The organism is Streptomyces fumanus, assembly GCF_014655295.1.
Lineage (GTDB): Bacteria > Actinomycetota > Actinomycetes > Streptomycetales > Streptomycetaceae > Streptomyces > Streptomyces fumanus.
The window spans coordinates 67,013-93,142 of sequence record NZ_BNBI01000004.1; the positions used below are offsets into that span (position 1 = coordinate 67,013).

Below are 26,130 nucleotides of genomic sequence, written 5' to 3' on the forward strand. Positions count from 1 at the left end.
TTCTCCCTCACCTTCTGCCTCTGCCCGGCGGTCACTCGCCGGTGCGGTGCGAACCCACGGGCGGGGCGGCCGGCTCGGCGTCCCCGGCCGGCCCGTCTCCGGCCGGCGGCACCGCGTCCGCGCGTCCCGGGATGAACAGGCTGGCGACGACCATGACGCCCAGCGCCGCCACCACGGCCAGGTACGCGTGCCGGAAACCGGAGCGCGGATCGTCGGCGCCCGCGTTCTGCATCAGCAGCGCCACCACCGCGATACCGATGGACGCGCCCAACTGGTTGAGCATGTACAGCACCGAACTGCCCTGCGGCACCAGCCGCGGCGGCAGGGTCCGGTAGACCGACCCGATCACCGGCGCCCCCGCCGAGCCGGTGCCGATCCCCAGGGTGAACGCGGCCAGCAGCGGCCACAGCGGGGCGGTCCCCGCGTCGAACCGGCTGAAGGCCAGCGAGCTGAGCAGCGCCACTCCCGCCCCGGCCAGGGCCAGGTTGCGCGAGCCCCACCGGTCGGAGAGCCGCCCGGCCAGCGGCATCACCAGGGCCGAGCCCACTCCGAACGGGGCCAGCCGCAGCCCGGACTCGAACACGCCGTAGCCGCGCACCTGCTGGTAGTACAGCGGGATCACGAAGATGCTGGCGAAGGTGGCCAGGCCCAGCACGGCCGCCGCGACGACGCTCGCGGTGAAGCTGCGCCGAGTGAACAGCCTGAGGTCGATCAGCGGCGGCTGCCCGCTCTCCCGCAGGGCGTGCGCGGCGTACCCGGCGAGCAGGACCACGGCGGCGGCCAGCGGCAGCAGCACCTGCCAGGTGGTGAACGAGCCGCGCTGCGCCACCTCCGACAGGGCGAGCACGCCGGACGCCACACCGGGGCCGATCAGCGCGACGCCCAGCACGTCCAGCCTCCCGGCCGCCGTGCCCGTGCCGGGCGGGTCGACGGGCAGGGTCCGCCGGGCCAGGACGAAGGCGACCACGACGATGGGCACGTTGACGAAGAACATCCAGCGCCAGTCCAGGCCCTGGAGGATCAGACCGCCGACGATCGGGCCGAGCACCGGGCCGGTGGAGCCGACGATGCCCATGATCCCCATCACCCGGCCGACCTGCGTGGGACCGGCCGCGCGGGCCAGCAGGGTGAGCATCAGCGGATCGAGGATGCCCGCGCCGACGCCCTGGACCACGCGGAACACGATGAGGCTGCCGATGTTCCAGGACAGTCCCGAGGCGACCGATCCGGCCAGGAACAGCACCAGTCCGAACAGCCACAGCCGCCGGCCGCCCACCCGCTCCACCGCCCACGCGGTGACCGGGATGGTCACGGTCAGCGCCAGCAGATAGCCGGTCGAGACCCAGCCGGTGGTGCTCAGCGTGGCGTCGAAGCGCTCGGACAGGGTGTCCACGGCCACGGCGGTCATGGACCCGTCGAGGATGCCCATGATCCCGCCGACCAGGATCACCCCGATCATGCGCCGTAAGGCCGGGTCGAGCCGTTGGTCCAAGGGGGTGGAAGGGGTGGTCATCATCGTCTCCCGGACAGTCGCACTAACTGAACCCGCCGGTTCAATATGAACCAGCGGGTTCAATTTAGCAATCCTACGAGGATAGAAACAGTCCGGTTCGGAAGACTGAATCCGTCGGTTCAGTTCGAGCGGTCGGCGGCTACCCTGGGGGCATGGCATCGGCAGCGGCAGTACGGACGGCCCCGCGCGGGCGCATCGACAAACGGCAGGCGATCCTCGACGCGGCCTTCGACGTCTTCGCCGAACACGGCTACGCGCAGGCGCTGGTACAGGAGATCGCCGAGCGGGCGGGCGTCGCCAAGCCGACGGTCTACAACCACTTCACCGACAAGGAGACCCTGTTCCGGGCCACCCTCACCGCCGCCGCGCACGCGGTGATGGACGGCAACATCGCCACCCTGGACCGGATGCGCTCACCCGGCGAGGACCTGCGCGCCACGATGAACGAGGTGGCGTACCAGTTGGCGCGCTCCTGCTGCGACCGCCGCTCGCGCTCCCTGCGCTGGCTCACCTACGCGCAGGTGGCCCGCTTCCCCGACCTCATCGAGATCGTCCAGGGCTGTACGTCGGTCCGCATCGCCGAGGCGATGGCGGACCGGCTCGCCCGGCTCACCCTGGCCGGCCGACTGCGCCCCTGCGACCCGGCCGTGGCCGCCGAGCAGTTGCTCGCCCTGGTCACCGGCCCGCTGGAGACCCGCTCCCGGCTCGGCACCCGCAAACTGACCGCCGCGGAGCTGCGCGCCCTGGCCGAGTCGGCCGTCGACACCTTCCTGCGCGCCTACGCCGCCGATCCGCGGTGACCGCGTCCCGGCCCGCCGCGCGGACTCGCTGGTAAACTGGGGGCACGCTTCGACACCGCCGGGGTCCGTGCCAGCAGGCACGGACCCCGGCGCGTTCCGGGCGCCCCCTCAGGAAGGTCTGCCCATGAACGCGAAGCCGCCGCCCACGACCGGTTCTTTCGCCGCGCTCGGACTCCCCGCGGCCCTGCTGACGACGATGACCGGCCTGGGCATCACCGAGCCGTTCCCCGTCCAGGCGGCGGCCCTGCCCGCCGCGCTGGCCGGCCGGGACGTCCTCGCCCGGGCCCGGACCGGCTCCGGCAAGACCCTCGCCTTCGGGCTCGCCCTGCTCACCCGGACCGCGGGAGTGCGCGCGGAGCCGAAGCGCCCGCTCGCCCTGGTCCTGGTCCCCACCCGGGAACTCGCCCAGCAGGTCACCGACGCGCTGGAACCGTACGCCCGGGCGCTGGAGCTGCGCCTGGCCACCGTGGTCGGCGGCCTGTCCGCCAACCGGCAGACGGCGGCGCTGCGGGCCGGTGCCGAGGTCGTCGTCGCCACCCCGGGACGGCTGGCCGACCTGGTCTCCCGCCGGGACTGCCATCTGGACCGGGTCCGCGTCACGGTGCTCGACGAGGCGGACCGGATGTGCGACCTCGGCTTCCTGCCGCAGGTGGCCGACCTCCTCGGCCGGGTCCGCCCCGACGGGCAGCGGCTGCTCTTCTCGGCCACCCTCGACGGCGACGTCGACCAGTTGGTGCGCGACCACCTGCACGACCCGGTCCTGGCCGCCGTCGACCCGGGGGAGAGTGCGGTCACCACCCTGGAGCACCACGTCCTGGTCGTGCACCCCGCCGACAAGTACGCGACGGCGACCGAGATCGCCGCGCGGGACGGCCGGGTGCTGATGTTCCTGGACACCAAGGCCGGCGTCGACCGGTTCACCCGTCATCTGCGGGCCGCGGGGATCTCCGCCGGCGCGCTGCACAGCGGCAAGTCGCAGCCGCAGCGCACCCACACCCTCGCCCGGTTCCGGGAGGGCGCGACCACCGTGCTGGTCGCCACCGACGTGGCGGCCCGCGGCATCCACGTCGACGACCTCGACCTCGTCGTCAACGTCGACCCGCCCGCCGACGCCAAGGACTACCTCCACCGCGGCGGACGCACCGCCCGCGCCGGGGCGTCCGGCAAGGTGGTCACCCTGGTCACTCCCGACCAGCGGCGCGACGCCAACCGGACGATGTCCGAGGCCGGAGTCCGCCCGGCGGTGACCCAGGTGCGCTCCGGCGAGCAGCGGCTGACCGACCTCACCGGGGCGAGGCGCCCGCCGGCCGGCGGGCGGGGCAGCGGGGGCGACGCGCCCTTCCGGGGCCTGGGCACCCGCCCCGGCCGCCCGGCGAAGGAGTCCCGCCGGACCGCCGAGGCCCGCCGGACGGCGGAGGCGCGGGCGGCGGCACGGGTACGCAAGGGCCGCTGAGCGCGCCACCGTGCCCCGGGGCGCGACCTCACCTGCGGGTCGGGGCCGCGCCACCGTGCCCGGGGGCGCGACGTCACCTGCGGGTCGGGGCCGGCTCCGGCCCGGCGGGCAGCGGTGCCGGGCGGCGGGGGAGCAGCAGTGGGGTCGCCAGCAGCAGGACGCCGGCCAGGCCGATGGCCGTGCGCGGGCCGAGCACTCCGCCCAGTACGCCCCACAGGGCGGTCAGCAGCGCGGTCGACGCCTTGGCCGTCACCGACCAGGCGGACAGGGCGCGTACGACCCGGTCGGCCGGGAGGCGCTCCAGGCGGCAGGTGGCGCAGACCGGGTTGAAGACCCCGCAGCAGAGGATCAGCGCGAGTTCCACGCCGATCACCAGCAGCAGCCCGCCGGTACCCGGCCCCAGGAAGGCCAGGCCGACCGGCCACAGGGCGCGCAGCGCCCCGGAGCCCACCAGGACCCGGTGCGATCCGAACCGGGTGACCAGCGGCCGGGCCAGCCGTGACCCGAGCAGCCCGCCGACCGAGGGCGCGGCGAAGGCGAGCCCGTACTGCCACGGCGCGAACCCCAGCGGGCCGAGCATCAGCACCGCCAGCAGCGGCTGGGTGGCCATCACCAGGCCGTTGAAGACGGCGGTGCTGAGGAACAGCGGGCGCAGCACCGGGTCGGCGAGGAGGTACCGCCAGCCGTCCAGCAGTTCCCCGGCCCGCATCCGCGCGGCCGGCCGGGGCCGTGGGCGCGGTTCCCGTCCGTCCGTCGCGCGGATGCCCAGGGCGGAGAGCAGATAGCTGACCGCGTCGGCCACCACCGTCGCCACCGGCCCGAGCAGCCCGATCAGCGCACCGCCCAGCGGCGGCCCGACGATCGTCGCCGTCCAGGCCGTCGACTCGAACCGGGCGTTGGCCAGGAGCAGGTCCTCGGCGGGCAGCAGGGTCTTCAGATACGCCCCAAAGGCCGCGCGGAACGTGATGTCGGCCGCCGCGACCAGCACCGACACCAGCAGGAGCTGGACGAAGGTGAGCACCCCGAGCGCGTACGCGGCGGGGACCGTCAGCAGCGCCGCGCACCGCACCAGGTCCGTCGCGATCAGCACCGGCCGCTTGCGGCGGAACTCCACCCACGGCCCGAGCGGCACCGCCACGGCCGCGCCCACCGCCGACCCCGCGGCGGAGAGCGCCGCGACCTGCGCCGGCCCGGCGTGCAGCACCCGGATCGCGATCAGCGGGAAGGCCCCGAAGGCCAGCCAGGTGCCGAGCGCGCTGGTCCCGTACGCCGCCCGGAGCCACCCCAGCGACCGCCCCGGCTGCTTCCCGCTCCCCATCCCGGCACCCTCCATCCGTACAACCGACCCGCGACCGGGAGCATCGAACCGGGCACCGGAGCCGCAGATCAAACAACCGCGGACCCGGCGGCCACAACCACCGGTTGTGCCCCTAGGGTGCCGGGATGGACCTCGACACCGTGCGGACCTTCGTCGCCGCCGCCGACGCGGGACAGTTCCAGGAGGCCGCCGCCGAGCTGGCCGTCACCCAGCAGGCCGTCTCCAAGCGCGTCGCCGCGCTCGAACGCGAGCTGGGGGTGCGGCTGTTCACCCGCACCCCGCGCGGCGTCCGGCCGACCATCGACGGGCAGGCGTTCCTGCCGCACGCGCGGGAACTGCTCCGGGTCGCCGACCGCGCGGTCGCCTCCGTGCGCACCGGCCGCCGCCCGCTGCGCGTCGACGTGATCGCCTCCCGCAGCGCGCAGGCGGGACTGCTGCGCGACTTCCACCGCGCGCACCCCGGGATCGACCTCGACGTGGTGATGCTCTGGGACATCGACACGGCCGTCGGCGCGATCCGCTCCGGCACCATCGACGCGTCCTTCCGGGCCGTCGCCGCCCCCGGCCGGCCCCTGCCCGAGGACATCGCCGCCGTCCGGGTGCTGGACGAGCCGCTCGACCTGCTCACCGGCCCCGGGCACGCGCTGGCCGGCGCCCGCTCGGTGCCCCTCGCCGAGCTGGCCGGGCACCGGATCTGGATGCCCGGTGCCGTCCCCGGCACCGAGTGGGCCGCCTACTACGACGACCTGGTCGCCGAGTTCGGCCTGACCATCGAGGCGACCGGGCCCAACTTCGGCTCCGACGCGCTGCTGGACACCATCGCCGACACCCCCGCCCTGGCCACCTTCATGGGCGGCCGGACCCGCCTCGTCTGGCCCGCCGGGCACGGCCTGCGCCGCGTCCCGGTGACCGACCCGACGCCCGTCTACCCGCACTGCCTGCTGTGGCACCGCGACAACCCGCACCCCGCCCTGGCCACCCTCCGCGCCCACCTCGCCACCGCCACGGCCGGCCGGGCCACCGGGGAAACCTGGACCCCGGACTGGGCCCTCCGGCGCTGAATCCCCCGCCACCGGGCGCGCTCGTCCCCCGCGGCGAGGTCCCGCGGCTCACCCCCGCTCCCGGCCCCCGGCCAGGACCGCGGCACGCCGGAACTCGCTCGGGCTGGTGCCCCGGACCCGTTTGAACGCCGCGCTGAACCCGAACGGGTCCGAGTAGCCCACCGCGCGGGCGACGTTGGCGACGGTCGCGGACTCCCGCTCCGCCAGCAGGTCCGCCGCGAGCGTCATGCGCCAGCGGGTGAGGTAGGTCAGCGGCGGCTCGCCCACCTGCTCGGCGAACCGCTTCGCCAGCGTCGAACGCGACACCCCGACCCGCTCCGCCAGCGCCGCGACCGTCCACGGTGCCGCCGGCTCGGCGTGCAGCAGCCGCAGCGCCTCCCCGGCCACCGGGTCCCGCTGGGCCGCCCACCACGCCGGGGGCTGGCCGCCGGGCCGGTCGAACCACTCGCGCAGCGTGCACACCAGCATCCAGTCCAGCAGCCGGTCGAGCACCACCTGCTGCCCCGGCGCGTCGACGGCGACCTCGGCGGCGAGGTGGTCCAGCACGGGGTCGGCCGTGCCCCCGCCGCCCACCCGCAGGACGACGGGCAGCGCGTCCAGCAGCCGGTGACTGATCGCGCCCCGCACCGGATACGCCCCGACGATCAGGGTCGTCGCCCCCTCGCCGTGGCCGTCGTGCCAGCCGAGCCGGTGCCGGGTCCCGCCCTGCTCGGGCGTCGCACAGTGCTCCCCGCACGCCACCGGTTCGGCCCGGGTGCCCGGCTCGTCGACGAACATGAACGTCGTCGGACCGCGCACGACGACCGTCTCCCGGGCCCGCAGCGGCTCGGGCGGCCCGCCCTCCGGCACGATCCAGCCGTCCCCGCCCAGCACGGTGCACAGCGTCAGCGGCGCCCCGTCCACGAAGTGCAGCGCCCACGGCGGGCGCAGCGCCGAACTGCCGAACAACGACCCGTGCGCCCGCACCCCGCGGATCAGATCACTGAACACGTCCACCCCGCCCAAGGTAGACGACTGCCCAGCGGATCCGGCTCCCGCCTACGAGAACGTCCGGGACGGCCGGGTGCGCGCGGGGCCGTGAGCGCCCCGCCCGCCGCCCGGCTCAGTGGGTCCTGAGGGCCGCTCCCCCCGGTTCGAGGCCGTGGTCGTGGACGTAGCGGGCCAGGGCGACGCGGGAGCGGATGTCGAGCTTTCCGTAGATGCGCCGCAGGTGGTAGTTGACCGTGTGCGGGGAGAGGTGGACGCGCTGGGCGACCTGGCGGTTGGTCAGGCCCCGGGCGACCAGGCCGGCGATGGTGTGCTCCATGTCGGTCAGGGGCTCCGCGGGGCGCGGCGGGGCGGGCTGCCGCTGGTGGGCGGTGGCGTCGACCAGGGTCATCCGGCCCACGTGGTCGCGGGTGGTCCAGGTACCGGTGGGCCGGGACGGGGCCAACTGCGGCCGGGCGTCCGGCGGCACCTGGCGTTCGTTCAGCAGCTCCGTCAGGTCCTGTGCCGCGCACGCCCGGGTCCAGGCGTCCGGATGCTCCGCCGCGACCCGCGCGATCCCGTCCGGGTCGCACTCGTACAGCGACCGCGCGTGCAGGGCGGCCAGTCGGACGGCGGGCGCGTCGGGGTTGTCCGCCGCCAGCCTCTCCACGGTCCGCAGGGCGGTGTCGGCGAGCGCGGGGTCGCCGGCCCGGCGGGAGAAGCGGACGAACCAGGCCGCCGCGCCCGGCTCCGCCAGCAGCAGCGGCCGCGAGGACGGCAGCGGCACGGGGGCGGCGGCGAGCAGCCCGGCCGCCTCGCGGACCTCGTTGCGCGCGGCGTGCAGCAGCACGTCCAGCCAGTGGCAGCGCAGCGCCAGGTGCGGCACCGCCTCCAGGGCGGCCCGGTGCTCCCGGCAGCGGGCGAGGTGCCCGGCGGCCGACCCGGTGTCGCCCGCGAGCAGGTCGGCGCGGCACAGCGTGGCCGACGCCCACGCGGCGAGGCCCGGCAGCCCGCCGTCCGCCGCGGCCGACCGCACGCCCCGCGCCCGCCGCCGGGCGGCGTCGGGCTCCCCGGCCCGCAGCGCCGCCGCCGCCCGCACCAGCTCCGCGGCGAGCCCGAACACGGCGTCGTCCTTCTCCGCCGGCACCCGGCCGAGGAGGTCGCGCGCCTCGTCGAGGTCGCCCAGCGCGACCAGCTTGGCCGCGAGCGCCAATCGGGGGTACGCGCCGCCGGCCGGCGGCACGGGCGGCAGGGGCTGGTCGACGGCGAGGCGGCCCCAGCGGACGGCCTCCGCCGTACGGCCCTCGGCCCACTCCAGACCGGACAGGACCACCGCGGCCGTCCGCGCGGCCTCCGGCCCGGCCCCGGCCAACTGGTCGATCACGGCGTCGGCCCAGGCGTCGGCGAGCGGCACGGAACCGGCCGCCGGACCGGTCCGGTCCGCCGCGAAGGCCGCGCCCGCGTGTCCGCCCGCCAGCACGAAGTCGGCCATCAGGCCCCGCAGGACCAGCTCCTCCGGGGCCGGGAGCCGCCGGTTGAGGGCGCTGCGGACCAGCAGCACCACCGACTCGGTGTGCCCGGTCCGCAGCAGCGTCCGGATCGCGCCCGTGGTGCCCGCACCGCCCGGCAGCACCGCGCCGTGCCGCTCCCGCGCGCCCTCCCGGCGGCCCAGCTCGGCCAGGCCCAGCTCCGCCGGACCCGGGTCCGCCGGGCCCAGGCCGGACGGATCGTGGGCGGCGGCGCCCGGCCGGGCCGCGCAGCGCCGCGCCTCCTGGTGCAGGGCGTCCCGCACGGCCGCCGGGATCGACTCGTACACCGACCGCCAGACCAGCGGCTGCTGGAAGCTCACCCCGTCGTCGGCGAAGGTGAGCAGCCCGGCGGCCACGGTCTCGTCGAGGGCGGGCAGCAGCGCGGCGGTCCCGGTCCCCAGCATCGCCGCGGCCTGCGACAGCGGGAACGTACGGCCCAGGATCGTACCCACCCGCAGCAGTTGCACCGACTCCTTGGACAACTGCCGCAGATGCTCGTCGACCGCCGCCCGCACCCGCGCCGGAAGCTGCCGCGGGGTGAGCCGGATCAGCTCGCCCCCGGGACCGATGCGGCCCTCCTCGGCCAGCCCCTCGACCAGCTCCACGATCAGCCGGGGATTGCCGTGCGCGCAGTTCACCACGTCCAGCAGCCCGGCCGTCGGCGGGACGCCGATCAGGTCACGGACCAGGCCCCGGACCGCCCCGCCGGTCAGCGGCGACAGCTCCAGCACGTCCACCCGGGCCCCGGCCGCCGCGCACGGAACGGCCTGGGCGGTGGCGGCGCGGGCCAGCAGCAGCGTCGGCGACGGCGCGGGCTCCTGCCGTACCGTGCGCAGCAGGGTGTGCAGCTCACCGGCGGTCAGTGCCGCCACGTCGTCCAGCACCAGCAGCGCCCGGTCGCCGGGGGAGTGCGGGCGGTGGCCCGGCAGCAGCGCCCTGAGGTCGCCCGTGCGCGGGTGGTGGACGGTCAGACCGCGCTGCCGCGCGTGCCGGGCCGCCTCGCTCAGCAGTCTGGTCTTGCCGATGCCGGTCTGGCCGCTGACGACCAGGACCCGGGGCGCGTCGTGTTCCGCCCGGTCGAGGAGGCCGGCGATGCGCCGCTGCTCCTCCTCGCGCCCGTGCAGCCTGACTTCGGGCATGTGTACCCCCGTGACGACGTCCAGGACCAGGGACCGCCGGACCGGGGATCGCCCGGACCGCCGTACCGGGAATCAACCATTCCCCATACGGCGGCCCGATGCGGTGACGCCCCTCACAATCACGCCCGATTGTCTTGTTTCGCTACGGTCCCCGGGGTAGCGGGACCGCGCCGCGCGGTCAGCCCACGGCCGCGCCCAGCACCTCCGTCAGCAGTCCGCCCACGATGCGCGGCCCGTCCTCGGTCAGCACCGACTCGGGGTGGAACTGCAGGGAGGCGAAGCCCTGGCCGCGCAGCGCGTGGATCTCGCCGGTCGCCGCGTCCCGGCTGGCCTGCACCACGCCGACCCCGGGGCGGTCGAACTTGTCGTCGTCGCCGCGGGCCGCGAACGTGTTGTAGAAGCCGACGCGTTCCCGGCGCCCGAACAGGTCGATCTCCTGCTGCACGCCCTGGTTCGGCACCGGGCGGCGGACGATCTCCAGGCCCAGCAGGGTGCTCAGCACCTGGTGGCTGAGGCAGATGGCGAGGAATGGCCGCCGCTCCCGCAGCAGCGTGCCGACGGCCGACCGCAGATGCGCGATCTTCGGATCGTCCGCGTCGCGCGGATCGCCGGGGCCGGGGCCCATGACGACCAGGTCGTACCCGTCGAAGCGGTACGGCTCGTCGAAGCGCCGCACGGTCACCGCGGGCCCCATCGCCCGCAGTTGGTGGTCGATCATCGAGGTGAAGGTGTCCTCGGCGTCGACGACCAGCACCCGGCGCCCGGCCAGCGACGGCACCGCGCGCCCCGGTCCCTCGCCGGTGCCCAGCCAGAACCCGGCGATGGTCTCGTTGCGCCGGGCCAGCGCCTCGCGCACCCGCGGATGGTCGGCGAAGCGGTCCGGCCCCCGGAACTTCAGCGCGGAGAGCAGACCGGCCGCCTTCGCCCGGGTCTCGGCGACCTCCGCGCCGGGGTCGGAGTGCCGCACCAGGGTGGCGCCCACCCCGATCCGGACCCGCCCGCCGGCGTCGATGTCGGCGGTGCGGATGAGGATGGTGGAGTCCAGGGTGCGGCCACCGTGCTCGTCCCGGCCGATCAGGGCCAGCACACCGCTGTAGTAGCCCCGCCCCTCCGGCTCGTACCGGGAGATCACCTTGGTGGCGCTCTCCAGCGGGCTGCCGGTCACCGTCGGCGCCAGCAGCGTCTCGCGCAGGATCTCGCGGACATCGCGGCCGGTGCGGCCCTCGATGAAGTACTCGGTGTGCGCCAGTCGGGCCATCTCCTTCAGGTACGGCCCCACCACCCGTACGCCCGGCTCGCAGATCCGGGCCATCATCTTCAGTTCCTCGTCCACCACCATGTACAGCTCGTCCGACTCCTTGGGGTCGGCGAGGAACGCCATCACCCCGGGCAGCGCCGGGCCGGAGGCGGGATAGCGGTACGTGCCGCTGATCGGGTTCATCACGGCGGTGCCGTCCGCCAGGCTGATGTGCCGCTCCGGGCTGGCCCCGACGAACGTCCGGCCGCCGGTGTGCACCAGATACGTCCAGTACGCCCCGGACTCGCGCTCCAGCAACCGCCGGAAGAACGACAGCGCGCTGTGCGGCCCGTACCCGGTGATGTCGGCGACGAAGGACCGCTTGAGAACGAAGTTGGCGCCCTCGCCCCGGCCGATCTCCTCGTCGATGACCGTGCGCACCAGACCGGCGTAGCGCGCGTCGTCCGGCTCGAAGCGCTCACCGGCGAGCGCGACGGGCCGGTCGGGGAGCCGGCCCAGCGCCTCGGCGAGCGGCAGGCGCTGCTGGGCGGCGACGGTCATGGTGAGCAGCGGCGCGCCGTCGTCGGGGGCGGCGAACCCGCGCTCGCGGACCTGCCGGTAGGGCACGATCGCCAGCACCTCGTGCCCGGCCCCGGCCCCGGCCGCCGGTTCCGGCAGCGGGATCGCCGCGAGCGTGTCCACCTCGGACATCTCGCCGAGCAGGACCTCCAGGGTGTCACCGGCCCGCTCGGGGCGGTGCAGCAGCGCGTACGCGGGCGGCCGCTCCCGCAGCACCCGGGTCAGCAGATCACCGGTCATCGCAGCCCGCCTCCGTCCGGCCCTTCCGCTCCGTCCGCCGCGGCCGTGTCCAGCCCGGACAGCAGGGACTTGGCCGTGACGACCTGGGCGCAGCGCCCGGCCGCGTACTCCAGCGCCATCCGGTGGTGCGCCTCGGAGAAGTCGGCGACCGCGTCGGCCACCAGGAACGTCCGGATGTCGTGGGTGAACGCCTCCACGGCGGTCATCAGCACCCCGACATGGGCGTACACCCCGCAAAGGACGAGCTGGTCGCGGCCGTGCCGGCGCATCCGTTCCAGCAGGTCGGTCCGGAAGAAGGCGCTGTAGCGCCACTTGGTCAGCAGCCAGTCGTCCGCCGCCGGCGCCAGCTCCGGGACGACCTCCCGGTCCTCGGGCGCGGGGGTCATGCCCGGACCCCAGAAGTCCAGGAGCAGACCGCGCTGTTCGGGGGTCATCCCGCCGGGCTGGGCGGTGTAGGCGACCGGTATGCCCAGGGCGGCACAGCGGTCACGGAGCAGGGCCGCGTTGCGCACCAGGTCGTCGCCGGGGGCCTGGCCCGCCGGGAACGACCGCAGGAAGAAGCGCTGCATGTCGTGGATCAGCAGGACCGCGCGATCGGGGTCCACCGCCCAGTCGGCGGTGTTCGGGGGCAGTTCGCCCTGCGTGGGCATCGGGTACGGCACGGTGGGGGGAATCCCTGCCATCGGTTCTCTCGTGTTCCTTCCGTTTCCGGTCCGCCGGGTCAGCCGCGCCACGCGGAGGCGACGGCGATCGCCTGGCGCGGGTTGAGTCGGGGGTCGCACAGGCTCGTGTACTTGATGGCGGTGTCCTGGAGGTCGTCCTGACCGGCCACGCACTCGGTGACCTCGTCCGGGGTGGTCTCCAGGTGCAGGCCGCCCGGGACGCCGCCCGCGCCGGTCACCGCGGCGTGGAACTCCTCGACCTCCTTCACGACGGTCCGCACCAGCCGGGTCTTGAGGCCGCCGGGGCCGGTCACCGTGTTGCCGTGCATCGGATCGGTCAGCCACACCACCGGGTGGCCCGCGGCGCGCACCGCGCCGACCAGCGGCGGCAGCCGGTCGCCCACGACCTCGGCGCCCATCCGCGCGATCAGGGTGAGGCGCCCCGGCTCGCGTCCGGGGTCCAGCCGTTCGCAGAGCGCGAGCAGCTCGTCCGGGGTCATGCCAGGGCCGACCTTGCAGGCCACCGGGTTGGCCACCGAGGCGAGCAGGGCGACATGGGCGCCGTCGAGCTGCCGGGTGCGCTCGCCGATCCACGGCCAGTGGGTGGAGGTGAGCAGCGACCGGCCGTCCGGCTGGCGCCGTACCAGCGGCAGTTCGTAGTCGAGCAGCAGGGCCTCGTGGCTGGTCCACACCGGGGCGCCGGGCCGGGTCCGGCCGCGCCCGGCCGGCCAGCCGAGCAGTTCCATGACGGTCCCGGCGGCCAGGTACCCGGTCAGCAGCCGGGCGGGGTCGGGGCGGCGCAGCTCCGCGTCGGGCTCGGGGGAGTTGACCATGTGGCCGCGGTAGACGGGCAGTTCGACGCCGCCCACGATCTCGGTGGGCCGGGAGCGCGGCTTGGCGAACTGGCCGGCCAGCCGTCCCACGCGCAGCACCGGGCGGTGCGCGGTCATGGCCATGGTGCCCGCCAGGACGTCCAGCAGGCCCGCCTTGCGGGCGACGTCCTCCGGGGTGCACTCGTCCCAGTCCTCCGCGCAGTCGCCGCACTGGACGATCTGCAAGGTGCCCGCGGCGGCCTCCGCGAGATGGGCGCGCAGCTCCGTCACGTCCTCGTAGGTGACCAGGGGAGGCGCGGAGCGAAGTCTCTTCCGTACGTGTTCGACGCCCTCGGGGTCGTCCCAGTCGGGCTGTTGCAGGGCGGGGAGTGAAGCGATGGATTCCGTTGATACGGCCATGCCGTGACGGCTCCGTCCGGGTGTGTGGGGGGTTCGGCTTGTCGTCGGGGTCCGCCCGGTCAGGCGCGGCCGGGACAGTCCCCGGTGCCGTCGAGCGCGCCGTCCTCCAGGGCCGCCCGGGCCACGGCGGAGGCGACCGCGGGCATCACCCTCGGGTCCAGCGAGTGCGGCACGATCCGGTCCGCGGCCAGGTCGGCGGCGGCGACCTCCGCGATCGCCTCGGCGGCGGCGAGCTTCATGCCGTCGGTGATCCGCCGGGCGCCCGCGTCCAGCGCGCCCCGGTAGATCCCGGGCGAGGCCAGCGTGTTGATCACCTGGTTGGGGAAGTCGCTGCCCCCGGTGCCCACCACCGCGGCGTACCGCGCGGCGATGCGGGGGTGGATCTCCGGTACGGGATTGGACAGGGCCAGGACGATCGCGTCCGGGGCCATCGAGGCGATCAGCTCCTCCGGCACGGTCGCGCTGGACACCCCGACGAACACGTCGGCGCCCCGCAGCGCCTCGGCGAGCCCGCCGCGCAGCCCGCGCGGATTGGTCCGTCCGGCCAGCGCGGCCTTCGCCGGGTTCAGACCGGCCCGGCCCGGCACGAGGATGCCCCGCGAGTCCAGCACGGTGACATCGGTGAGGCCCGCCGCCAGCAGGATCCGGGCGCAGGCGACCCCGGCCGCGCCGGCCCCGGAGACGACGACCCGCTGCCGGGTCAGCGGCCGGCCGACCACCGCGCACGCGCCGCGCAGTGCCGCCAGCACCGCGATGGCCGTGCCGTGCTGGTCGTCGTGCATCACCGGGCAGTCCAGCGCCTCGGTCAGCCGCTCCTCCAACGTGAAGCAGCGGGGCGCGGCGACGTCCTCCAGGCTCACCGCGCCGAACGACGGGCGCAGCCGCACCAGCGTGTCGACGATCTCGTCCACGTCCGTGGTGTCCAGCACCAGCGGGATCGCGTCCAGCCCGCCGAACTGCTTGAGCAGGGCGGCCTTGCCCTCCATCACCGGCAGTGCCGCGGCCGGTCCGACATCGCCCAGGCCGAGCACCGCGGTGCCGTCGGTGACCACGGCCACCAGCCGGCCGGCCCAGGTATAACGCTCCGCGAGTTCCGGCTCCCGCGCTATCGCCTTGCTGACGGCGGCCACGCCGGGGGTGTACGCGATGGACAGCGCCCGGGAATCGTGGAACGCGGTGGTGACCCCCACGCTCAGTTTTCCGCCTTCATGAGCAGCGAACACCTCGGCGTCCGTCACCGGGTTGTTCACCCCGACTGCGGTCATGGTGAAACCCCTTCTCTTGGGCAGGTCACCAGGACGCTAGTCGAACGTGATGTTCGGCCGCACTACTCGACCGGGTAATCCACGGGCTCCGGGCGTTCTACCCACATGAGTAGTGGCCCCTGGAAGAACGAGGAAACACAATGGTCGAACACTTCGGGTACCTGCTGGCGGTACCTCCTTCCGGAACACCTCCCCGGAACTCATTTCCGTACGACGAGAGCCGCGAAGAAGCCGCACCGAAGCCGCGAAGAAGCCGCACAGAAAGCGAGCGCCGAATGCCGACACTCATCATCAGTAATCAGCGCACCGAGGAAATGGTGGGTGACCTGGAACTGCTGGACCCGGAATACCGGCTGTACGTGGGCAACCAGGCCCAGCGCATGGCCTGGTGCCTGCGGGACGGCGACGTCCTGGTCCTGCCCATGGCCGTGAGCGAGGAATTCCTGCGCTATGTCACCGCCGCCCTGGGCATCGCCCGCGACTCGGTGCGGGTGCTGGTGCCGCCGCCCGGGCGGCTGGGGGAGGGCGTGCTCTCCCAGGACCGGCTCACCGACGAGGGGTTCCTCACCGCGCTGCGGGAGGCCGTGCAGGCCCACGGCGTCGACCGGGTGCTGCCCTTCCACTTCGACAGCTCCGTCGCCGAACTGACCCGTACCCTCGGCCTGGACAAGGCCACCCCCGGCTTCGGCTTCCTCGACCAGGGCGGCGGCAGGCTGCTGAACAGCAAGGCCACCTTCCGCGCCCTGGCCGGCGGCACCGGCGCCCCGGTCCCGCCGGGCGGGGTGTTCTCCTCCCGGGAGGAAGCGGGCGCGTACCTGTGGGAGCGGCTGCTCTCCCAGGGCCAGCCCGCCATCCTCAAGCAGGACTTCCACGTGGCCGGCTTCGGCAACGAGATCGTCAGCCCGGTCCCCGGCGTCGACCCGCTCGGCGCCCAGCGCGCGGTGGTGACCGCGAGCCGCGCCGACCTCGACACGTATCTGACTGAGCGCTGGCCCTGGCTCACCGACGGCGGACGCAACCGGGTGGTGATCGAGCAGTACGTGCCGGAGTCCGCCCCGATCTACGCCGAGGTCCGGATCGAGGAGCACGGCGTGGAGTTCACCGGACACGGCGAGATGCGGATGAAGCCCGTGCTCAACGGCCTCATCGTGCCCGCCCCGTCGGCGGAACTGCCCGCCTTCCCCGGCTTCCTGGACGCGGTGCGGAAGCTGTGCCGGCCGATCCACGCGATGGGCTACCGGGGCATCGTCAGCATCGACGCGATCGTCACGCCCGACCGGAACATCCTCATCAACGAGTTCAACTGCCGTACCGGCGGCTCCACCCACATCCACCGGATCGGCGAACGCGTCGTCGGTGACGACTACTTCGAGGAGCGCGTCCTGGTCGAGCTGCGCCGCTGCACCTTCCCGCCGTTCGCCACCGCCGTGCGCGCGCTGGCCGAGCACGGGCTGGCCTACGACCCGGAGGCCCGCACCGGCGTGCTGATCACCGTCGACGACAACAGCCCGTCGGGCGGCTTCGGCGAGTACTGCGTGGTGGCCCGGGACGCCGGGCAGGCGCGGGAACTGGAGCGGGCCGTCGCCGACGTGCTGACCCCGCTGTGCGCGAAGGGCTGATCGCATTGTCCTCCGCACGACCCCGCTACCGGGAGCTGATGACCCGTGACCTCCTGCTGTGGGCCCTGATCTCCCTCGCCAGCAAGGCCCCGGTGGCCATGGCCCCGCTGGCCCTGGTCTTCCTCAGCCGGGAGAGCCCGGGCGGCTACACCCTGGGCGCCAGCCTGGCCTCCGCGTACGTGCTCGGCGAGGTGGTCGGCGCCCCCCTGCTGGGGACCCGGCTGGGCCGCGGCCGGATGCGCCGGGAGCTGTCCGCCGGGCTGCTGGCGGGCGCGCTGGCCTTCGGCGCCCTGCCGTTCGCGCACTCCGCGCCGGCGCCGGTCCTGCTGGCCCTGGCCTTCCTGGCCGGCGGGGCACCGGCCGCCTGCCCCGGCGGGCTGCGGGCCTCGCTGACCAAGCTGGTGGGCGAGGACCTGGTGCCCCGCGCGCTGAGCGCCGAGGCCACCCTCACCCAGTGCATCTGGGCCGCGGCCCCCGGCCTGGTGGTCTTCCTGGCCCTCCAGGTCCACCCCGGCGCCCCGCTGCTGCTGGGCGCGGTGCTCGCCGCCACCGCCTCGCTGCTGCTGCTCCGCCTCCCGGAGCCGCGGGCGGCCGAGCCCGCCGGGCGCGCGGCCGCGCCGATGACCCGGACCCTGCTGTCCGGCTGGCCCGTCTACCTCACCAGCGCGGCCGCCATGGCGATGCTGGCCACCGCCGAACTGGTGCTGCCCGCGCTGCTGGAGGACCGGCACATCGCCGTCGGCTGGTCGGGCCCGCTGCTCGCCGGTTTCGCCCTGGCCAGCGCGGCCGGCGCGCTCTGCTACGGCCTGCGCACCTGGCCCGGCTCGGTACGGGTGCAGAGCCTGGTCCTGCTCGCCGTCACGGCGGCCTGCGTCTGCCTGATCACGCTGCTGCCGGGCCTCGGGGGCATCGCCGCCGCGCTGCTCCTGGCGGGTGTCTTCCAGTCCGGGGTGATGGTCACCCGCAACCTCAGCCTCCGGGAACGGCTGCCGGAACACGCGCACGCCGCCGCGTACTCGGTGATGTACGCCGTCCAGGGCGTGGGGTACAGCGCCACCGCGTCCCTCTCCGCGGTGGCCCTGGACCTGGCGACCCCCTCGGTGGCGATCCTCGGCGGCGTGGCCATCACCCTGGTCATCACCGCCGTCAGCGCCTTCGCCGAACGCGGGCCGAAACCGCGCACCGCGGCGGAACCCCCCACGTTCGCCGACGCCGACCACTGCGCCTGACGGTCCCGGGCCGGCCGACGCGGGTGTGCCGGCCGGCCCGGGCCGGCACCCGGCGCCGAGCCGGAGCACCCCCCTACCGCCGTACCACCCCCTACCGCCGTATCACCCCCGGCCGGCCCCCCGGTATGACGCCCCGCCGCCCGTCGCCCCCGTAGCCTCCTGCCATGTGCCACGCGCAGCCCCCGGTCACCACCGCCGACGCCCCCCGTCCCGGCCCTCCGCCGCGCATAGGCTGGGGCACATGATCTCGGCGGAGGAGAAGCCCTCGGGCGCGGTGCTCGCGGGGGCGTCGCGGCGGTGGGTGCGGCTGCTGCCCTGGGCCCTGGCGTTCGTGCTGTGCTGCGCCCTGCTGCCCACCACCATCCAGGTGCTCAGCGCCGACTACGGCCTGAACGCCGGGGCGGCCGGCGCGCTGGCCGTACCGCAGGCGGCACCGCTGCTGCTCGCCGTCGTCCGCCCGCTGCGCGCCTGGTACGTCGTCTTCGTCGCGGACGTGGCCGGGGCGCTGGTCCTGCTCACCCTCGACTTCCCGGAACGGCTGCTGTGGCCGTTCCCGCCCATGCAGATCGTCGGCTACATCGGCCTCTGCCTCGCCCTCGGCCTGCGCGAGTCACGCCGGACGCTGATCCTGGTGTGGCTGGCGACGGCGGCCGCCAACGCCGGGCTGATGGCCGTAGCCCCCCACGGCGCCAACGGCATGACCGCGCTGCTGACCATCCTCAGCGGCGTCACCCTGCTGCTCACCGGCGCCCTGCGCGAGCGGCACGAGGCGCAGCGCGGGCTGGCCGAGCAGAAGACCATCAGCGAGGCCGAGCGCGGCCGGCGGACCCTGCTGGAGGAACGCGCCCGGATCGCCCGGGAGCTGCACGACGTGGTGGCGCACCACATGTCCGTCATCACGGTGCAGGCGGACACCGCCGCCTACCGCCTCGACCGGCTGACGCCCGAGACACGGGAGGAGTTCACGTCCATCGCCTCCGCCGCCCGCGAGTCGCTCGGCGAGATGCGCCGGCTCCTCGGCGTCCTGCGCAACGAGGACGCGCACGGCGAACTGGTGCCCCAGCCGGGCCTGGCCCGGATCGGGCAACTGGTGGAGGCGACGGTCCGGGCGGGCGTCCCGGCGCAGTTCACCCCCTGCGACGCCGATGTGCCCGAGGCGGTGGGCCTCTCCGCGTACCGCATCGTGCAGGAGGCCCTCGCCAACGTCGTACGGCACGCGCCGGGCGCCCCGACCCGGGTGTCGGTGTCCGTCGCCCGGGACGGCACCCGGCTCACCGTCCTCGTCGTCAACGGCCCGCCGCCCGAACCGCCCGCCGCGCCCCTGGAGTCCAGCGGCACCGGGCACGGCCTGGTCGGCATGCGGGAACGGGTGCGGCTCGCGGGCGGCACCCTCGACACCGGCCCCCTGTCGGACGGCGGCTTCCGGGTCGCCGCACAACTACCCCTGACCGAAGAGGACCTCACGTGACGACGCGCGTCATCATCGTCGACGACCAGGCCATGGTGCGGGCGGGCTTCGCCGCGCTGCTGGCCGCCCAGAGCGACATCGACGTGGTGGGGGAGGCCCCCGACGGCGCGCGGGGCGTCGAGCTGAGCCGGCACGTCCACCCCGATGTCGTGCTGATGGACGTGCGGATGCCCGAGATGGACGGCCTGGAGGCCGCCCGCCGCATCCTCACGCCCCCGCCGGGCGTCACCCACCGCCCGCGCGTGCTGATGCTCACCACCTTCGACGTCGACGACTACGTCTACGAGGCACTGCGCGCGGGCGCCAGTGGCTTCCTGCTGAAGGACGCCCCGCCGGCCGACCTGATCGCGGCGGTACGGGTGGTGGCCGCCGGGGACGCGCTGCTCGCCCCCTCCGTGACCCGCCGCCTGATCGCCGACTTCGCCCGGCAGCGCCCCGCCGCCCGGGGCAGGCCCGCGCTGCGGCTCAAGGCCCTGACCCAGCGCGAGACCGAGGTCCTCACCCTGGTGGCCCGGGGCCGCTCCAACACCGAGATCGCCCAGGACCTGGTGCTGGCCGAGCAGACCGTGAAGACGCACGTGAGCCGCGTCCTGACCAAGCTCGACCTGCGCGACCGCGCCCAGGCGGTGGTCTTCGCCTACGAGTCGGGACTGGTGACCCCGGGGGAGTAGGCCCCGCCGTCACCCACCCCTACCGGGGTAGCACCCGCGGATCGGCTCCCCGGTACGACGCCCGGCGCACGACCGCCCTCGCACACTCCTCCCCGTCACCAGGAGATCGCGAAAGGGCGGAACATGAGGCTACGCAGCGGCAGGCGGCAGCGGACGGCGAACGCACCGGAGGGGCCGGCCGGCACCCCCGGTGCCGCCGTCGAACTGCGCGGTGTCCGGCGGCAGTACGGCCGGGGCACGGGCGCGGTGCACGCCCTGGCCGGTGTCGACCTGGCCCTCCCGCGCGGCACCTTCACCGCGGTGATGGGTCCGTCGGGGTCCGGCAAGTCCACCTTCCTGCAGTGCGCCGCCGGACTCGACCGGCCCACGGCGGGCTCCGTGCGCCTGGGCGGTACGGAGATCACCGGCATGACCGAGAACGAGCTGACCGAGCTGCGCCGCAGTTGCGTCGGCTTCGTCTTCCAGGCGTTCAACCTGCTGCCGTCGCTGACCGTGGAGCAGAACGTGCTGCTGCCGATGCGCCTGGCCGGCGAGCGCCAGGACCCGCGCCGGGCGGCCGAGGTGCTCGCCCGGGTCGGGCTGGCCGGCAAGGAGCGGCGCCGGCCCGCCGAGCTCTCCGGCGGCCAGCAGCAGCGCGTGGCCGTCGCCCGCGCGCTGGTCACCCGCCCGGACGTGGTGTTCGCCGACGAACCCACCGGCGCCCTGGACACCGGCACCGCCGCCGAGGTCCTCGGCCTGCTGCGGCAGGCGGTGGACACCCTCGGCGCCACCGTCGTCATGGTCACCCACGACCCGGTCGCCGCCGCCTGGGCCGACCGTGTGCTGTTCCTCGCCGACGGCGCCCTGGCCGGCGGCCTGGAGGGCGGTTCGGCGGAGCGGATCGCCGCACGGATGACGGCGCTCACCGCCCGTACCCCCGGCACGGACGCGATGGCGGGGGCGGTGGCATGAGGCGCCCCAACGGGCTGGCCCGCGAGGCCGTCCGATTCAGGCCCGCGTCCTTCGCGGGGACCTTCCTGGCGCTGCTGATGTCCGCGCTGATCGTGTCGGCCTGCGGCATCCTGCTGGAGACCGGCCTGCGCGCGTCGGTGCCGCCGCAGCGGTACGCGGACGCACCGGTCGTCGCGGCGGCGGACCAGTACCTGCCCCTGGTCACCGGCAGCGGCGAGGACCGCGAGGAGGAGCACGTCCCGCTGCCGGACCGGGCCCGGGTGGACGCCGCGCTGGCCGCGCGGGCCGCCCGCGCGCCGGGCGCGGCCACGGCCGTCCCCGACTTCACCTTCCCGGTCCGCGGTACGGACACCGAACCGCCCGTCCCGGGCGGCGTGCTGACCGGTCACGGCTGGGGCTCGCACGTCTTCACCGGCACCGCGCTGAGCGCCGGCGCCGCGCCCCGCGAGGGCGAGGTCGTGCTCGACACCGGTACGGCCCGCGCCGCGCGGGTCACCCCCGGCGACACGGTCGCGCTGCGCACCGCCGCCGGGCAGCGGGACTTCCGGGTCTCCGGCGTCGCCCGGGCCGGCGCCGGGGACACCGCACCCGACACCGGGGCCGCCGGTGCTGGTGCCGTCGCCTGGTTCGCGGACACCCAGGCCCCCGCGCTCGCCGGCCACCCCGGCAAGGCGGACGCCATCGCCGTACTGCCGCGGCCCGGCACCGACACCGAGGACCTGGCCGGCTCGGTACGCGCGGCCCTGGCCGGCTCCGAGGCCCGGGTGAGCGTCGGCGACGACCGGGGCGCCGTCGAGGACCCCGGTCTCGGCCACGCCAAGGAGACCCTGTTCGGCATCGGCGGCTCCTTCGGCGGCATCGCCACCCTCGTCGCGATCCTCACCGCGTCCGGGACCGTGGCCCTGTCGGTGGCCCAGCGGGCCCGCGAGTTCGCGCTGCTGCGCGCCGTCGGCGCCACCCCCCGGCAGGTCCGCCGGGCGGTCGCCGGGGAGGCGCTGCTGGTCGCGCCGCTCGCCGGGATCGCCGGCTGCCTGCCCGGCATCGGGCTCGCGCACTGGTGGTTCGGGCAGTTGCGGGAGCGCGGCGCCATCCCGGAGGGGGTACGGGCGCACGTCTCCGTCCTGCCGCTGCTGGCCGCCGTCGCCGTCGGACTGCTCACCGCGCTCGTCGCGGGCTGGACGGCCGGGCGCCGGCCCGCGCGGACCAAGCCGGGGCAGGCGCTCACCGACGCCTCGGTGGAGAAGCTGCGGCCCGGGGTGATCCGTACCGGGCTGGGCGTCGCCGCCCTGGTCGGGGGCGGGTTCCTCACCGGCCTGTCCGCCTCCTCCACCGGAGGGGACGCGGCGGGCGCCGCCCTCGGTGTGGTGATGCTCTTCATGCTCGCCGTGGCGCTGCTCGGCCCGCTGGTGGCGCGGCTGTGCGCGGGCCTGTTCGGGCTCCCGCTGCGCGGCGCGGGCCCGGCCGCCGGACTGGCGGTCGCCAACTCCCGTACCAACGCCCGCCGTCTCGCCTCCGCGATCACGCCGATCGTGCTGGCCATGGCGTTCGCCTCGACCCTGGTCTTCATGCACACCAGCGAGGCCCGGGTCGCCGACGGCCAACTGCGGGCGGGCATCACCGCGGACCACGTGGTCACCGACCCGGCCGGGCTGCCGGCCGGCGCGGCGGCCCGCGCGGCCCGCGCCCCGGGTGTGACGGCGGCCGTCGGCCTGCTCAACACCGAGGTGCTGATCCCGACCGGCTCCGGCGAGTTCAAGGCACTGGAGGCAGCGGCGGTCCAGGGCGTCACCGGCTCCGCCGCGGACCTGGCGAAGGTGCAGGACCTGGACGTGCGCGAGGGCAGCCTGCGGCGGCTCGGCACCGGCCGCATCGCCATCGACCGGACCCTGGCGGCCTCCACGGGCGCCGGGGTCGGCGACCGGCTCCGGCTCCACCTGCCCGACGGCACCGAGGCCCGCCCCGAGGTCGTCGCGGTCTACGGCCGGGGCATCGGCCTGGCCCGGGTGACCATGGACCGGGCGTCCCTGGCCGGGCACGTCACCTCGGAGTTCGACAGCACCCTGCTGGTCCGGGGCGGCTCGCGGCAGTCGCTCGGCGCGCTCGGCCAGGTCACCACCGCCTCCGGCTACGCCACCGGGCGGAGCCTGGACGCGAAGCTGGGCGCCTGGTCCAACAACACCATGGCCGCGGTCCTCGGCGGCTTCGCGGCCGTCGCCGCCGTCAACACCCTGGTGATGACGGTCCTCGACCGCCGCCGCGAACTGGGCACGCTGCGCCTGGTCGGCTCCACCCGGCGCCAGGTGCTGACCATGCTCCAGTGGGAGGCCCTGCTGGTCGCCGTGGTCGGCCTGGTCCTCGGCTCCGCGATCGCCGCGGCCACCCTGATCCCGATGATGCGCGGCATCACCGGCGAGAACCCCTACGTACCCCCGCTGCTGTACGGCTCCTTCGCGGCCGCCGCCGTCGGCCTGGCCCTGCTCGCGGTCACCCTCCCGGCCCGGGCGGCACTGCGCCGCCGGCCGTGACCCCCGCACATCGCACGGGAGCCGGCCCGCGGCCGGCTCCCGCCCCTCCCACCTGCCGAAAGGACCTCATGACCATGACCTCGGCTCCCCCGGCGCGCCTGGGGAAGTCCGCCGTACGGGCCCTCGGGCTGCTGGCGGTCGCCACCGGTGCCCTGGAGTCGGTGGTGTCACCGACCCTCCCGCTCCTCCAGCGCGAGCTGGACATGAGTCCGGCCGAGGGCGCGCTGCTCAGCATCGTGCTGCTGATCACCGGCGCGCTCGTCACCCCCATCGCGGGCAAGCTCGGCGACCGCTACGGCGGAAAGCGCGTCATGATCCGGCTGATGGCGGTGGTCTCGGCCGGTGGCCTGGTCTCCGCCCTGGCGCCCAGCCTGCCCGTGCTGCTGGCCGGTCAGATCCTGCAAGGGGCGATGGTGGGCGCGCTGCCCCTGTCGTTCGTCCTGGTGCGCGCCCATCTGCCCGCGGGGGAGGCGAAGGTGGCCATCGGGGTGGTCAGCGGGCTGTTCGTCGGCGGCGGCATGGCGGGCACGCTGGCCGCCGGTCCGGTGGCCGAGCACCTGTCCCGGCACTGGATGTTCGCGCTGCCGACCCTGGCGGTCATCGGCGCCACCGTCCTGGTGCACCGGCTGCTGCCGGGCGATCCGCCGGGCCGGCCGGGCGCCGGCGGCCTCGACCTCCCCGGCCTGCTGCTGCTCAGCGGGACGCTGGTCACGCTGATGCTCGTCCTAGCGCTGGCGCCCGACGTCGCCGCGCACCCCCTGCCGCTCGCCGCCCTCGTCGTCCTGCTGGCCGCCTTCACCACCGGGTGGGTGGCCGTCGAACGCCGGGCCGCCGCGCCGATGGTCGACCTGCGGATGCTGGCCCGGCCGGTGATCTGGAAGTCGTGCGTGCTGACCTTCGTGATCTGCCTGGGCACCTCGATGGCCGTCTACCTCGTCCCGCAGCTCCTCGCCGTGTCCGGCGACACCTACGGCTTCGGCGCCGGCGCCACCGCGATCGGCTTCTACCTGCTGCCCGGCACGGTGGCCGCGACCCTGGCCGGGCCGGTCAGCGGCATGGCCGCGCGGCGCTTCGGCTCCCGTGCCGTGATCCTGGCCGGCATCGCCCTGATGGCCGCCGGGCTGCTCGCCCTGGCGGCCGTGCACAGCCAGATCTGGCACCTTGTGGCCGGCAAGGCGCTGATCGCCCTGGCCAACGGCCTGTGCGTCACGGCCCTGGTGACCGGCGCCGCCACCGCCGTCGACCGGGGGGACACCGGCATCGCCACCAGCCTGGTCCTGGTGACCCGGGTGCTCGGCTACGCCGTGGGCGCGCAGATCGGCGGCGCCCTGCTCACCGCCGCGACCCCCGCCGGATCCGACGTCCCGGCCGAATCGGCCTACGTCACCGGCTTCCTCATCGCCGGCGCCGTCACGGCGCTGGCCCTGCCCGTCGTCCGCACCCTCCGCAAAGGAGCCGGGGAATGACCCGTACCGATCAGCCCAGCCGCCCGCGCGGCCCCCGACAGCGCCGGGTTCTGGTGTCCGGGGCCGGGATCGCGGGCACCGCGCTCGCCTACTGGCTCACCCGCCACGGCTGCGCCGTCACGGTGGTGGAGAAGGCGGCCACCGTGCGCAGCGGCGGCTACCCCGTCGATGTGCGGGGCGCCGCACTGGAGGTGGTCCGGTCGATGGGCCTCCTGCCCGGACTGCGGGAGGCCCATGTCGACCTGCGCAGGCTGACCTTCCTGGACCGGGATGGCGGCGAGGTGGCCTCGCTCCACCCGCACGCCGTCACCGGCGGCGTCACCGGGGAGGACCTGGAGGTGCGCCGCGGCGACCTGACCGACGCGCTGCACTCGGCGGTCCGCGACGACGTGGAGTTCCTGTTCCGCGACTCCATCGACACCCTCGACCGGTCCGGTCCCGGCGTCGACGTCACCTTCCACGGGGGCGGCCAGCGCACGTACGACCTGGTGCTCGGCGCGGACGGCCTGCACTCGCGCACCCGGGAGCTGGTGTTCGGCCCCGAGGATCGGTTCCACCGCTACCTCGGCTACTGCTTCGCCGTGTTCACCGTGCGCAACACCCTCGGGCTCTCCCACGAGACGGTGATGTGGAACACCCCGGGCCGGGCCGCGGCGCTCTACGCCGTGGGGGACAGCGACGAGGTGCACGCCTTCCTGACCTTCGCCCACCCCGAACCGCCGGTGGACTCGCTCCGGGACCCCGAGTCCCAACGGGCCCTGGTGGAGCGGGTGTTCGCCGGCGCCGGATGGGAGGTGCCGGGCCTGCTGGCCGCCCTGCGCGAGGCGGACGACCTGTTCTTCGACCGGGCCGGCCAGATCCGGATGCCCCGCTGGTCGCACGGCCGGGTCGCGCTGGTGGGCGATGCCGCGTACGCGCCCTCGTTCCTCACCGGGCAGGGCACCAGCCTCGCGCTGACCGGCGCGCACCGGCTCGCCGCCGCCCTGGCCGGCCGGGACCACGGCACCGCCTTCGCCGCCTACGAGCACGACGTCCGGGAGTCGGTGACCGGCACCCAGGACCTGGCCGGGCGGGGCGGCGCCACCCTCTTCCCGGTCACCGCCGAGGCGCTCCGGCGGCGCGACGACCGGCTGCGCGGGCTCGCCGCCGCCCCGCTACTTGCCCACCAGGAAAGCCAGGAGTAACTTTCCTGGTGGGAAAGTGAACC

Annotated in this window: 19 protein-coding genes; 11 read left to right on the forward strand and 8 right to left on the reverse strand. The window is 75.3% G+C overall.

The annotated features are described in order from the left end of the window. Window positions 1–31 precede the first annotated feature (31 nt). Window positions 32–1,513 carry a DHA2 family efflux MFS transporter permease subunit gene (locus IE316_RS09805; RefSeq protein WP_190203815.1) on the reverse strand — a complete coding sequence of 494 codons (1,482 nt, stop codon included), beginning with the start codon at window positions 1,511–1,513 and terminating at the stop codon, window positions 32–34. A 152-nt stretch (window positions 1,514–1,665) separates the two neighbouring features. Here IE316_RS09805 and IE316_RS09810 point away from each other — a divergent pair, with 152 nt between their 5' ends. Next, on the forward strand, window positions 1,666–2,313 hold the full coding sequence (locus IE316_RS09810; RefSeq protein ID WP_190203816.1) for a TetR/AcrR family transcriptional regulator: 648 nt from the start codon (window positions 1,666–1,668) through the stop codon (window positions 2,311–2,313). A gap of 124 nt (window positions 2,314–2,437) precedes the next feature. Continuing rightward, window positions 2,438–3,766 carry a DEAD/DEAH box helicase gene (locus IE316_RS09815; RefSeq protein WP_190203817.1) on the forward strand — a complete coding sequence of 443 codons (1,329 nt, stop codon included), beginning with the start codon at window positions 2,438–2,440 and terminating at the stop codon, window positions 3,764–3,766. A gap of 73 nt (window positions 3,767–3,839) precedes the next feature. On the opposite strand, the gene IE316_RS09820 is transcribed toward IE316_RS09815, so the two are convergent. Continuing rightward, window positions 3,840–5,084 carry an MFS transporter gene (locus IE316_RS09820; protein WP_190203818.1) on the reverse strand — a complete coding sequence of 415 codons (1,245 nt, stop codon included), beginning with the start codon at window positions 5,082–5,084 and terminating at the stop codon, window positions 3,840–3,842. Window positions 5,085–5,209: 125 nt separating this feature from the next. Here IE316_RS09820 and IE316_RS09825 point away from each other — a divergent pair, with 125 nt between their 5' ends. Next, window positions 5,210–6,145 carry a LysR family transcriptional regulator gene (locus IE316_RS09825; RefSeq protein WP_190203819.1) on the forward strand — a complete coding sequence of 312 codons (936 nt, stop codon included), beginning with the start codon at window positions 5,210–5,212 and terminating at the stop codon, window positions 6,143–6,145. 48 nt (window positions 6,146–6,193) lie between these two features. On the opposite strand, the gene IE316_RS09830 is transcribed toward IE316_RS09825, so the two are convergent. From IE316_RS09830 to IE316_RS09855, 6 genes are all read right to left on the reverse strand, one after another. Next, window positions 6,194–7,141 (reverse strand): AraC family transcriptional regulator, encoded by a 948-nt coding sequence (locus tag IE316_RS09830; protein ID WP_190203820.1) that lies wholly within the window; start codon window positions 7,139–7,141, stop codon window positions 6,194–6,196. A gap of 106 nt (window positions 7,142–7,247) precedes the next feature. Further along, window positions 7,248–9,779: a helix-turn-helix transcriptional regulator gene (locus tag IE316_RS09835; RefSeq protein ID WP_190203821.1), complete on the reverse strand. Its 2,532-nt coding sequence runs from the start codon at window positions 9,777–9,779 to the stop codon at window positions 7,248–7,250. A gap of 178 nt (window positions 9,780–9,957) precedes the next feature. Next, complete coding sequence (locus IE316_RS09840) at window positions 9,958–11,835, reverse strand: anthranilate synthase family protein (protein WP_190203822.1); 1,878 nt, start codon at window positions 11,833–11,835, stop codon at window positions 9,958–9,960. Continuing rightward, complete coding sequence (locus tag IE316_RS09845) at window positions 11,832–12,518, reverse strand: isochorismatase family protein (RefSeq protein ID WP_190203823.1); 687 nt, start codon at window positions 12,516–12,518, stop codon at window positions 11,832–11,834. The genes IE316_RS09840 and IE316_RS09845 overlap by 4 nt, the downstream gene beginning before the upstream one ends. 38 nt (window positions 12,519–12,556) lie before the next feature. Then, window positions 12,557–13,729, reverse strand: coding sequence for a 3-deoxy-7-phosphoheptulonate synthase (locus IE316_RS09850; RefSeq protein ID WP_190203824.1), 1,173 nt, complete (start codon window positions 13,727–13,729; stop codon window positions 12,557–12,559). Between the two features lie 59 nt (window positions 13,730–13,788). After that, window positions 13,789–14,994, reverse strand: coding sequence for an NAD(P)-dependent malic enzyme (locus tag IE316_RS09855; RefSeq protein WP_190203825.1), 1,206 nt, complete (start codon window positions 14,992–14,994; stop codon window positions 13,789–13,791). 275 nt (window positions 14,995–15,269) lie between these two features. Between IE316_RS09855 and IE316_RS09860 the strand changes: the two genes are divergently transcribed. From IE316_RS09860 to IE316_RS09895, 8 genes are all read left to right on the forward strand, one after another. After that, the gene (locus IE316_RS09860; RefSeq protein WP_190203826.1) at window positions 15,270–16,613 is read left to right on the forward strand and encodes a preATP grasp domain-containing protein; all 1,344 of its coding nucleotides are present in this window, start codon (window positions 15,270–15,272) and stop codon (window positions 16,611–16,613) included. A gap of 38 nt (window positions 16,614–16,651) precedes the next feature. Continuing rightward, entirely contained in the window at window positions 16,652–17,842 is a 1,191-nt protein-coding gene (locus IE316_RS09865; RefSeq protein WP_190203827.1) for an MFS transporter, read from the forward strand. Window positions 17,843–18,083: 241 nt separating this feature from the next. Then, window positions 18,084–19,310, forward strand: coding sequence for a sensor histidine kinase (locus IE316_RS09870; RefSeq protein ID WP_190203828.1), 1,227 nt, complete (start codon window positions 18,084–18,086; stop codon window positions 19,308–19,310). Next, window positions 19,307–19,981, forward strand: coding sequence for a response regulator (locus IE316_RS09875; RefSeq protein WP_190203829.1), 675 nt, complete (start codon window positions 19,307–19,309; stop codon window positions 19,979–19,981). Before IE316_RS09870 ends, IE316_RS09875 begins: the two co-directional genes overlap by 4 nt. A gap of 123 nt (window positions 19,982–20,104) precedes the next feature. After that, on the forward strand, window positions 20,105–20,932 hold the full coding sequence (locus tag IE316_RS09880; RefSeq protein WP_190203830.1) for an ABC transporter ATP-binding protein: 828 nt from the start codon (window positions 20,105–20,107) through the stop codon (window positions 20,930–20,932). Continuing rightward, window positions 20,929–23,457: an ABC transporter permease gene (locus IE316_RS09885; RefSeq protein ID WP_190203831.1), complete on the forward strand. Its 2,529-nt coding sequence runs from the start codon at window positions 20,929–20,931 to the stop codon at window positions 23,455–23,457. Before IE316_RS09880 ends, IE316_RS09885 begins: the two co-directional genes overlap by 4 nt. Window positions 23,458–23,525: 68 nt before the next feature. Next, a complete protein-coding gene (locus tag IE316_RS09890; protein WP_190203832.1) occupies window positions 23,526–24,923 on the forward strand; it encodes an MFS transporter in 1,398 nt (465 codons plus the stop codon). Next, window positions 24,920–26,107: an FAD-dependent monooxygenase gene (locus IE316_RS09895; RefSeq protein WP_190203833.1), complete on the forward strand. Its 1,188-nt coding sequence runs from the start codon at window positions 24,920–24,922 to the stop codon at window positions 26,105–26,107. Before IE316_RS09890 ends, IE316_RS09895 begins: the two co-directional genes overlap by 4 nt. The last annotated feature ends 23 nt before the right edge of the window (window positions 26,108–26,130 follow it).